The sequence below is a fragment of the Marseilla massiliensis genome (assembly GCF_016899855.1).
In the GTDB taxonomy this organism is placed as follows: domain Bacteria; phylum Bacteroidota; class Bacteroidia; order Bacteroidales; family Bacteroidaceae; genus Prevotella.
In genome coordinates this window covers 1-10,241 of sequence record NZ_JACJJG010000093.1, presented here as the reverse complement: position 1 = coordinate 10,241, position 10,241 = coordinate 1, and the positions used below count along the sequence as shown (strand labels likewise).

General features: G+C 53.6%; 8 protein-coding genes. 4 read left to right on the top strand and 4 right to left on the bottom strand.

The window, feature by feature from the left end; all coding sequences use genetic code 11:
- A partial coding sequence (locus H6A34_RS11790; protein WP_205105679.1) for a hypothetical protein occupies positions 1-232 on the top strand: 232 nt, incomplete at its 5' end.
- Positions 233-413: 181 nt separating this feature from the next.
- Here the strand turns inward: H6A34_RS11790 and H6A34_RS11785 are convergent.
- From H6A34_RS11785 to H6A34_RS11770, 4 genes are all read right to left on the bottom strand, one after another.
- Positions 414-1,199, bottom strand: coding sequence for an ABC transporter ATP-binding protein (locus H6A34_RS11785; protein WP_205105678.1), 786 nt, complete (start codon positions 1,197-1,199; stop codon positions 414-416).
- A 152-nt stretch (positions 1,200-1,351) separates the two neighbouring features.
- Positions 1,352-2,365, bottom strand: coding sequence for a S41 family peptidase (locus H6A34_RS11780; RefSeq protein WP_205105677.1), 1,014 nt, complete (start codon positions 2,363-2,365; stop codon positions 1,352-1,354).
- The gene (locus H6A34_RS11775; protein WP_205105676.1) at positions 2,362-3,180 is read right to left on the bottom strand and encodes a DUF3316 domain-containing protein; all 819 of its coding nucleotides are present in this window, start codon (positions 3,178-3,180) and stop codon (positions 2,362-2,364) included. Before H6A34_RS11775 ends, H6A34_RS11780 begins: the two co-directional genes overlap by 4 nt.
- A 29-nt stretch (positions 3,181-3,209) precedes the next feature.
- Positions 3,210-5,945, bottom strand: a complete 2,736-nt coding sequence (locus tag H6A34_RS11770) for a DNA gyrase/topoisomerase IV subunit A (RefSeq protein WP_205105675.1) — start codon at positions 5,943-5,945, stop codon at positions 3,210-3,212.
- A 744-nt stretch (positions 5,946-6,689) separates the two neighbouring features.
- Between H6A34_RS11770 and H6A34_RS11765 the strand changes: the two genes are divergently transcribed.
- From H6A34_RS11765 to H6A34_RS11755, 3 genes are read left to right on the top strand one after another with little or no spacing between them, the layout of a single operon-like run.
- On the top strand, positions 6,690-7,709 hold the full coding sequence (locus H6A34_RS11765; RefSeq protein ID WP_205105674.1) for an aminotransferase class I/II-fold pyridoxal phosphate-dependent enzyme: 1,020 nt from the start codon (positions 6,690-6,692) through the stop codon (positions 7,707-7,709).
- Positions 7,706-8,671, top strand: a complete 966-nt coding sequence (gene cbiB / locus H6A34_RS11760) for an adenosylcobinamide-phosphate synthase CbiB (RefSeq protein ID WP_205105673.1) — start codon at positions 7,706-7,708, stop codon at positions 8,669-8,671. The genes H6A34_RS11765 and cbiB overlap by 4 nt, the downstream gene beginning before the upstream one ends.
- Before the next feature lie 59 nt (positions 8,672-8,730).
- Positions 8,731-10,155, top strand: coding sequence for an MATE family efflux transporter (locus H6A34_RS11755; protein ID WP_021948212.1), 1,425 nt, complete (start codon positions 8,731-8,733; stop codon positions 10,153-10,155).
- Positions 10,156-10,241 lie beyond the last annotated feature (86 nt).

Here is a 10,241-nt window from a genome sequence, read left to right as displayed (position 1 = left end):
GGCAACAACACCCCGGAGACGGCGCACGCCGGGAGCGGCGAACAAAAACGGCTGTGGAAAAGAAAAAAAACGGTGGGCCATGGAGGAAATGACAATGGAAGATAGTATCTTTGCCGCGATTTTGTCAGGCGGCCCCGCGGGGCCGCCTGACAAAGACCGGGAATGTAAAGTAAAGCAGCACATTTCCCGATGCGATGTCAACTATTCCAGTACCTCTATCCAGAGTGTGTAAAATAATGTAGTTTATTTAAACAAAAACTGTCAACCTATTTCAGGAAAAGACAACTCTTTGCCGGCAGTGTTCCGATATGCCGCCTTTCGCCTTGCAAAAGGCCATCAATCACAACGCAAAATGCCGTCTTTTAGCTGGTAAAAGACGGCATTTTGGAATGCGTTTTGTAAGTTGTTGTATGTCAGCGGATTACTGATTTGTCTACCGTTACGTGCAAGGTGCTCTTGTCGAAGGTTATTCCCGAGCGTTCGACAAAGGCGGCGAGGGCGCCGTTTTCTGCCAGTTCGCGGGGCGTGCCGATGCTTATCTTGCCGTCGCCGGCCATCAGCCATAGCGTGTCGGCGGTCTGCAGGGCCAGCTCGAGGTCGTGGGTTGACATGAAGATGGTCTTGCCCGCTTCGTGGCTGAGGCGCATCAGGAGGAGCATTGTCTCCACCTTGCTGGGGTAGTCGAGGTATGCGGTAGGCTCGTCGAGGAATATCACTGGCGTCTGTTGCGCCAAAGCCTTGGCTATCATCATCTTCTGGCGCTCGCCGTCGCTCAGCGTCGACACGTTGCGGGCGGCCAACGGCGTTATGCCTACCTGCTCCATGCTTTCATTGACGATGTGTTTGTCGGCGCTTCCGGCCATGCCCCAGAATCCCGTGTACGGCGTGCGGCCGAGCGTCACGACGTCACTCACGGTCATGTTGACGCCCTCGGGCTTTGTCGTCAGCACCACTCCTACGGTACGTGACAGTTCTTTGTGCGTATATTCGGATATCTCCTTACCTTTTATATATATGCTGCCGCCGAGTTTGGGGATGAATGCTGCCAGCGTTTTTAGCAACGTCGACTTGCCCGCTCCGTTCGCCCCAATCAGGCATGTTAGGCGTCCGCCCTCAATATTGGCCTCAATGCCTGAAGCCACAAGGCGGTCGCCGCCGTGCTGGCGGTAGCCGATGGATAGGTTGCTGATATGTATCATGGTTCTTGTTTAATTGAGAATTTATAATTGATGATGGAGAACTGTAAGTTAGCGTCAAGCTAATTATGGTTTGCTTTGTTGTCATAGCCTGCAAGAGTAATCATAATTGGCCTGACGCTGACTTGCAGTTCTTCATCCTAAACCCTCCATTCTCAATTATTAATAATCGTTCTTGCGTATTCAATTATTGTGTCACGGCCGCGAAGGAAGTCGTCGTCGGTCAGCGAGATGTTGTAGTCCGGCTCAATACCGAACTCTGTACACTGCATGTCCTTGTCGTACATCGGACATGCGCTGAACCTTACCGCCCATCCGTTAGGCATTTCGCTGCTGAACGGCATGCCGGCTCCGCCGCCCGTCTTGTCGCCCACTACGGTTACGTTGGGGCAGCACTTCATGTACTTCACGAACTCGTTGGCGGCGCTGAACACCTCGCGGTTGGTCAGCACTACTACCTTTTTGTGCCACCTTATGCCGCTCGACGGCTTCAGGATTTGCTCCTCCGGTTCGGAAAAGTCGCTGTGCCCGGTGCCTGTCTTGTGCTGTATGTAGCCTACGTGAATGCTCTCGTCGGTGAAGCGCGCCGCCAGTTTCTCGGCCATCGTTAGCTGTCCGCCGCCGTTGCCGCGCACGTCGACAATCAGTCCTGTGCACGAAGCAAGGTAAAACATCACCTCGTCGAGGTTGCCGTCGCCTATCCCGTTCTCGAACGAAGAACAGTATATGTAGCCGATGTTGTCGTCAAGCTTGCGGTATTGCAGGCCCGATGCTATCTTGTAATCCGTGCCGAGATACTTTCGGAGGAGCGAGTCGCTGAAGTTGGTGGGGTAGTCTTCCTTCCAGCTCCAGTACCTTGCGTTGTCGAACGGGGAGTACATGTTGACGTGACCGTCGCGCAGTTCGGCGAGCATATTGCCCAAAACCTCGAACAGCTGGTCGTCCGTCATGCCCTGGTCTATCTGTTGGCTGTACTTCAGGTATACCTGGTTCCAGTCCAGTCCGTATTCCTCGTTCTTGTAATCGAAGAAGCAATAGTGCTCGTCCATGATTTTCCAAAGCGCCTCGAAGTTGCCTTCCGGGTTGTCGGCGTACTCCTCCTCGTCAACGCATGACGTCTGTACAAGCCCCAGGATGAGCGGTATTATGACGTAAAGAAACTTTTTCATGGGATGATATGGGTGAGTTTGAATGTCCTGACAAAGCCTATCAGGAACATGTTTGAATACGTGTGATACTTCAGGTTGTTGACCTTTGCCTGGCGGAAGTCGCCGAGATAGCCAACGCGTAGCGTCGTCTTGCCCAGCGTGAAGTCAAGGGTCAGCATCTGGCGGAGCGACGGTGTTGTGGCGATTGTCGTCGGAACGACGTTGTGGTCGTAGTTGCCGCGCGAGAAAATCTCGTAGTATGACTGGCCGTAATTAGGGCTGAACATCACTCCGAAGAGCGGAGCCGACACTTCGTAGCGGGCCTTCAGCGGCACTTTTCCGAGCCTGAAGCGGTATGCCGCGGCAGCGCTCGGCGATATGTTGAGCGCAAGGCGGGCCTGCGCGGGGTTGTTGCCGTTGCGCGTGTTGTACAGAAATCCGAGGTCAATGTCGGCCTGTCCGCCCGCCATGATGTTCAACTTGCCGCCCATCAGGTCCCAGTTGTAATGCACGCCGTAGGTAAACGTGTACATGCCGGATATCTCGTTGCCGTTGCCCGAGCGGTTGTCGGCGTACGCGAAGCTGCCCTGGTGAACCAGCATACGCGACCACCTGGCGCCCTCGCGGCGACGTATCGTATGCGAAATGTAACGCACTTCCATTCCCGTATATTTCTCTGGCGACAGGTAAGTGTCAAGTATGTTCACGCCGCCTACGCCCAACATCTGTGCGTTGGTTATAACCTTGGCGCTCGGAATAGTGTCGGCCTCCTGCGCGGTCATGGCCGCAGGCAGTATGAGCAGGGCCTGTACGATGAATATCTTTAACGCTTTCATTGGCTTATAGGCTGTCGTTCGTGACATTTTCAGTTGTCGTTGTTGTCGCCGAAGAGGTTTAGCTGGCCCGTAATCTCGTCTATTACCTGCTGCTGGCTCTTGCCTGCGTCAGGGTCAAGATTCTCGTTTTGGGAAGTCTCGGGCTGTTTACCGTCGTCGGATATGTCGTCATCCGCCTCGTCGTCGTCACGTTTCAGCGGTTCAAGTTCCTCAATCCTGTCGACCGTCCACGTCGTTATACGCTTGCCTTTGGCCTTGAAGCCCTTGACGGCGACGAACTCTTCGGCGTTGATTTCCTGCGCCTCACGGAACTCGTCGTTGCCTCCGAAGGTCACACGGAAGCGCGGATACGGCTCGTCTGTAAGGCAAACGAGGCGGCTGTCCTTGTTTTCGCCGATGTAGTTCTGCTTCCTTTTCGAGCCTTCCATAAGGAAACGTTTGAGATAGGGATAACCTTGCTGGTCGGCGTCGAAGAGCACTGCCGTCCACACTTTGTGCTCGTCGTACTTCTCTATAACCTTGATGTTGTCCTCGTAGTGGTTGTTTACGTCGAAGTTTGACAGGTAGAAGTCACCGTTGTCGAGAACAACGAGAATGCTGTCGCCCTCGTTAAACTCGCCCAACAGGCGTCCGTGGTCGTCGTAGTTGAGGCGTTTCACGTCCGGGTCGAACCAAACCTTGCGCCCGCCGAGCGTGCTGTGGCCGTGGCTCTTCAGCGAAATGCGGTGTACGTTGAAGCGTGTCATCACCACGCCTTTGGCTCCACGGCCCTTGATTGCTACTTCGGAGAAGTCTTTTTCCTTGAAAATAGTCTTCAGGCGGGGTGCCGGGTCGAGTGTAATCTTGATTATTTCGGCCTCGCCGTTGGGGTTGGCGGTGAAGTAAACCACGCGCGAACCTGGCGTGCCTTGCGTCAGGTCGTACTCGCGGTCGCGGGTAATGCTGGTCACGTTAAACCTTTTCATGTAGTATTTACCCAGCTTTCCGTCACGGTAAACGGCGTTGTATATCGTCCGGCGGTCGTTCTTCTTGAACACGGCAACGTGCATGATGTTCTTCCCGACGAATATTTTGTCGGCCACCTTTACCACCTTATACTTTCCGTCTTTATAGAAAATGATGATGTCGTCGATGTCCGAGCAGTTGCAAACGAACTCGTCTTTCTTCAGCGCCGTGCCGATAAAGCCTTCGTTGCGGTTGATGTATAGCTTCTCGTTAGCCTCTACCACCTTGGTAGCCTCTATCGTGTCGAAGTTCTTTATCTCGGTAAGGCGTGGATGGTCGGCGCCGTATTTGTCTTTAAGATACTTAAACCAGTCGGCCGTAACGTCTACCATGTGGGCCAGCTTGAAGTCAATCTCCTCTATCTCCGCCTTTATCTTGGCCATCATCTCGTCGGCCTTGTCCTTGTTGAACTTCAGTATCCGGGCCATCTTGATGTCCATAAGGCGCAGTATGTCGTCCTTGGTCACCTCGCGGATGAACTGCGGATAGAACGGCGTAAGGCGTTCGTCGATATGCGCGCAGGCGGCATCCATGTCAGGAGCCAGCTCGAACTTGCGGTCCTTGTATATGCGTTCCTCGATGAATATCTTTTCAAGCGAGGCGAAGTGGAGCTGTTCCTGCAGTTCGTTCTTGCGTATCTCGAGTTCTTTCCGGAGCAGTTCCATGGTGTGGTTGACCGAGTAACGCAGCACGTCGCTTACCGTAAGGAACTTCGGCTTGTCGTCCTCGATTACGCAGCAGTTGGGCGATATGTTAATCTCGCAGTCCGAGAAGGCGTACAGGGCGTCAAGAGTCTTGTCCGACGAGACGCCCGGCGCCAGGTGCACTTGTATCTCAACCTGCGCCGCGGTGTTGTCGTCTACCTTGCGTGCCTTGATTTTCCCCTTCTCGATAGCCTTCAGGATTGAGTCGATAAGCGTTGAAGTTGTCTTGCCGTAAGGTATCTCACGGATTACGAGCGTCTTGCTGTCGAGCTTCTCTATCTTGGCTCTCACCTTCAGCACGCCGCCCCTCTGTCCGTCGTTATACTTGCTTACGTCAATGCTTCCGCCAGTGGGGAAGTCGGGATACAGCGTGAACGGCTCGCCGTGAAGGTAGCTTACGGCGGCGTCGCATATCTCGTTGAAGTTGTGCGGCAGGACTTTCGACGACAGGCCCACGGCTATACCCTCGGCGCCCTGGGCCAGAAGGAGCGGGAATTTGGCAGGAAGCGTGATAGGCTCTTTGTTCCTTCCGTCGTAGCTTAGCTGCCATTCGGTTGTCTTTGGGTTGAAAACCACGTCAAGGGCGAACTTCGACAGTCTTGCCTCGATGTATCGCGGAGCCGCCGCGCGGTCGCCGGTGAGGATGTTACCCCAGTTACCCTGGCATTCTACGAGCAGGTCTTTCTGCCCAAGTTGCACCAAGGCGTCGCCTATCGAGGCGTCGCCGTGGGGGTGGAACTGCATGGTGTGTCCCACGATGTTGGCCACCTTGTTGTAGCGTCCGTCGTCCATGCGCTTCATCGAGTGCAGTATTCGCCGCTGCACGGGCTTCAGTCCGTCCTCGATATGAGGCACGGCGCGCTCGAGGATGACGTACGACGCATAATCGAGAAACCAGTTCTGGTACATCCCGCTGAGGTGATGCACGGCCGAAGCGTCAAACCGGTTGACCGGCTTGAACACGTCGCCTTCGGGCACCGGCCCGTCGTTTACGTCGTCGAATATGTCCTCGTTTTGTTCCTCTATGCTTTCGCTTTCCTTTATTTCGTCGTCCATGTATAGTTAAATGATTGTCGGCGTGACGCTATTACATACCTGCGCACGCAATTATAAATAAGGTGTGAAGTTACCTCCATGCAAAGATACATGAAAAAATCAACATTTACAAGAAAGACAACGCAAATCAATAAAAGTTGTAGACAAATGCTTGCGGAACGTAAAAGGCCGCAGTATTGATGTTAATTAATACTAACACGCCAACATCCTGTAATCACGTTAAGCCTCCGTGAAGGCCCGCGGCGCGCGTAGGTCGGGCTTTTGACTGAAAAAACGGCAAAATACGGCGTTGAGGTTAATGTATTGATAGCCAGCGAGTTATGATTGATAATACAGCCACTGGCCGTTAATGGCGATGCGAAAGATGGTCTTTTACAAGCCAAAAGACCGTCTTTTGCCTTACGAAAGGCCGTCTTCGGCAAGGGTAAAAGCCGCTTTTAACGACCGTAAAGACCGTCATTAACCGTAAAATAGACTGGAAAATATGTTTTCAGTGATGATTTTCCGCCTTTTTTACTGCCATTTTCGGTCTTGCGTTTTCTATTTCGTGATTTTGTAATGTCAAGAAAAACGAAACGGTGAAGGTTAAATATTGTTTATGCGGAAAGGCTTTGCCACATGCAGTTTAATGACGATACGCTGATTTTCCTGACACCGATGCACGTACTTACGCATGTTTGTATTACCTTTGCAGGTCTGTAAACATCATGCGGTATTACCAACCCGCGCAATCCGACAACTACAATGATATACGGACATGGCGACGACCTGTACCGCTACGGCGGACGTGTCAGGACAAATTTCAGCTCGAACATCTGCCAGAATGCCGACCTCGGCGCCCTGAAAAGACATCTTGCCGCGCGGCTCGACGTCATCGGCAACTATCCCGAACCGGCTCCGCTATCGCTCGAAAAGGCACTTGCCGGGGAGCAGGGCGTTGACGAAGACAACGTGATAGTGACTAACGGGGCCACCGAGGCGATATACCTCATAGCGCAGAACAACGCTATGAGGTGGGGCGCTGATTGCCATATAAATATAATTCCGCAGCCTACGTTCAGCGAATATGCCGACGCCTGCCGTGCCTGCGGTTCACGCATTGCTGACGGAACGTTGGCTACGGCGGGGAGAAAGGTCGTCTGGCTGTGTAATCCCAACAATCCTACGGGCAGCGTAAAGCCTGCCGTTGAGTTGCTTTCGGAGATTGACGCGCGGCCGGACGTGCTCTTCGTCATAGACCAGAGCTACGAACATTACACCAATGAACCGACGATTGCCGACAAGGATGTTGCTGTACGGCGCAACATTATACTGCTCCACTCGATGACAAAGCGGTTCTGTATACCGGGATTGAGGCTCGGCTACGCTACGGCGTGCCGTGAAACGATAAGTGAACTCAGACAGTTGCGCCGCCCATGGAGTGTCAACGCCCTTGCCATAGAGGCGGGACTGTTCCTCGTAAGCAGCGGTGCAGTGGTGATACCGCCGCTTGACGAATATCTTGCCGAGGCGCAACGGCTTAACCGTGAGCTTGGAATGATTGACGGAATAACCGTCGTGCCGACAAAGACCAACTTCATGTTGGCAAGCATAGAGGGACACACGGCGGCGGAACTGAAGGAGTTTCTCGTGGCGCGTTACGGGCTACTGATACGCGACGCGTCAAACTTTAGCAGGCTTGACACGTCATATTTCCGTGTCGCTGCGCAAGACCGCCGTGCCGACGACATGCTTATCGAAGCGATAAAGGATTTCTTGAAATGAACATTATACCCGTAATTCCCGTATTGGCAGGCTGGATTGCCGACAAGGTTTTCGGTGACCCGGAGCGCCTTCCGCACCCCGTGGTCCTGTTCGGAAAGCTCATTTCAATTGGCGAACGCCGTCTGAACAAGGGTAGTTGGCGGCGGCTGAAGGGCGCTTTGCTTGCGTTGGTGCTCGTGGTTGCGGCATTTGCCGTGACCGCAGGGCTGCTGTCGTTGGCGGGGAGGCTGTCAGCTATACTTGCGGTGGTTGTTGAGGCCATGCTGATATTCTATTGTCTGGCCGGTACTACGCTTATCCGTGAGGTGCGTGGAGTGTTCGCCGCCCTTGACGTTTCGCTCGAACAGGGGCGCCGCCAGGTGTCGAGAATAGTAGGAAGGGATACGTCCGGCCTGACGGATAATGAGGTTCGCAAGGCCGCTTTGGAGACTCTTGCCGAGAATTTGAGTGACGGCGTGGTGGCGCCTTTGTTCTGGTTGCTGCTTCTCGGGGTGCCCGGCATGGTGGCATATAAGATGATTAACACGCTCGACTCGATGATTGGCTACCACACAGAGCGTTACCGACGCTTCGGAACATTTGCCGCGAGACTCGACGACGTGGCCAACTACATCCCCGCACGCCTTACGGCGCTGCTCATGACGCTTGTAGCCGGCCGTCCTGAGCTTGTTAAGTTCGTGGCCCTCAATGGCCGCCGGCATGCCAGTCCGAACAGCGGCTATCCAGAAGCGGCGCTCGCCGGCGTGCTTGATTGCCGTTTTGGTGGCGGGCATTATTATTTTAACGAGTATGTGGAAAAGCCGTTTATCGGCGATAACGACCGCCAGCTGACCGCCGCCGATGTCGACACGGCCGTCCGTATAAACCGCCGTGCCGAGCTGGTGATGGTCGTTCTTGTGGCGGTTGTCTGGCTCTTGCCTGCTTATGGTTGGCTTCTGTCCTGGTTGTCGGTATGTCGATAAAGCGCTTCTTTTTGTCGTCGGTATATGTTTTTTTATGCGAAAAGTAGTAATTTTGCACCATGTTTTCAAGTAATAAGGATAATGTGCTGTTGACGATGATACGCAACGGCCAGGAGATGAGCGGCAACCAGAAGCTCAACCTGATAATTCAGCTTAGTATTCCGTCCATTCTTGCCCAGCTGACTACTATCATGATGTTCTATATCGACGCGTCGATGGTCGGTTCGCTGGGAGCCCGTGCGTCGGCGTCGATAGGTATCGTGGAGTCTACCACGTGGCTTTTCGGCGGTTTGACGTCGGCCGCCGCGCTTGGCTTTTCGGTGCAGGCGGCACACTTTATAGGAGCAAATGACTTCGAGAAAGCCCGCCAGGTGTTCCGCCAGGGACTTATGGCTACGGCCTTGTTCACCGTTATCCTCACTACGATTTGCGTCTGCATAGCCAAGCCTCTGCCTGTATGGCTGGGCGGAGGGGCTGATATCTGCGGCGACGCGACGTCTTATTTTACCATTTATTGCCTTTCCCTGCCTGTTTACCAGATAGGGATATTGTCGTCGAGCATGCTGAAATGCTCTGGCAACATGCGTGTGCCGAGCCTCATGAGCATACTGATGTGCCTGCTCGACGTGGTTTTCAATTTCTTCCTTATTTACGAAACTCGCCCTGTTTCGGTGTTTGGCACCGAGCTTACAGTGCCCGGCGCAGGCATGGGTGTGCCCGGTGCGGCGTTGGGTACGGCCTTGGCGTATGCCGTTACGGGTGTAATGCTGATATGGTTTGCGACAGTCAAGTCGCCAGAATTGTCCCTGAAGAATGAGAAATGGACGTTCGCGCCGATGTGGAACTACCTTCGCAACGCCGCGAAAGTAAGTCTTCCGATGGGTGCCCAGTACATGATGATGAGCGGGGCGCAGATAGTCAGCACAATGATTGTTGCCCCTTTGGGCAACATTGCGATAGCGGCTAACACGCTTGCGATAACCGCCGAGAGCCTGTGTTACATGCCGGGATACGGTATCGGGGACGCCGCGACGACACTTGTCGGGCAGAGTATCGGTGCGGGACGCCGCCAGTTGGCACGCAGTTTTGCGTATCGCACGGTGTTCATGGGCATGGGCGTGATGGCATTTATGGGCTTGGTGATGTATATCTTCGCGCCCGAGATGATTGGAGTGATGACACCCGACGAGCAGGTTCGCCTGCTCGGATCGCAGTCTTTGCGCATAGAAGCGTTTGCAGAGCCGATGTTCGCCGCCGCGATAGTTACCTACAGCGTGTGTCTCGGAGCAGGAGATACGCTCATACCTGCCACCATGAACCTTGCCTCAATGTGGCTTGTGCGCCTTACGTTGGCCGCCCATTTCGCTCCAATTTACGGATTGCGCGGCGTGTGGATGGCAATGGCCATAGAGCTGACTCTGCGCGGAACGATGTTCCTAATACGCCTTTTCAGCGGCAAGTGGCTGAAGAAGGGGTTTAAGTAATCTATTTTATAATTAAGAATTAAGAGTTAAGAATTAAGAAAAATAGCCTTGCTGGTTAATACTGAGATATAAAGCTCTTTATAAAC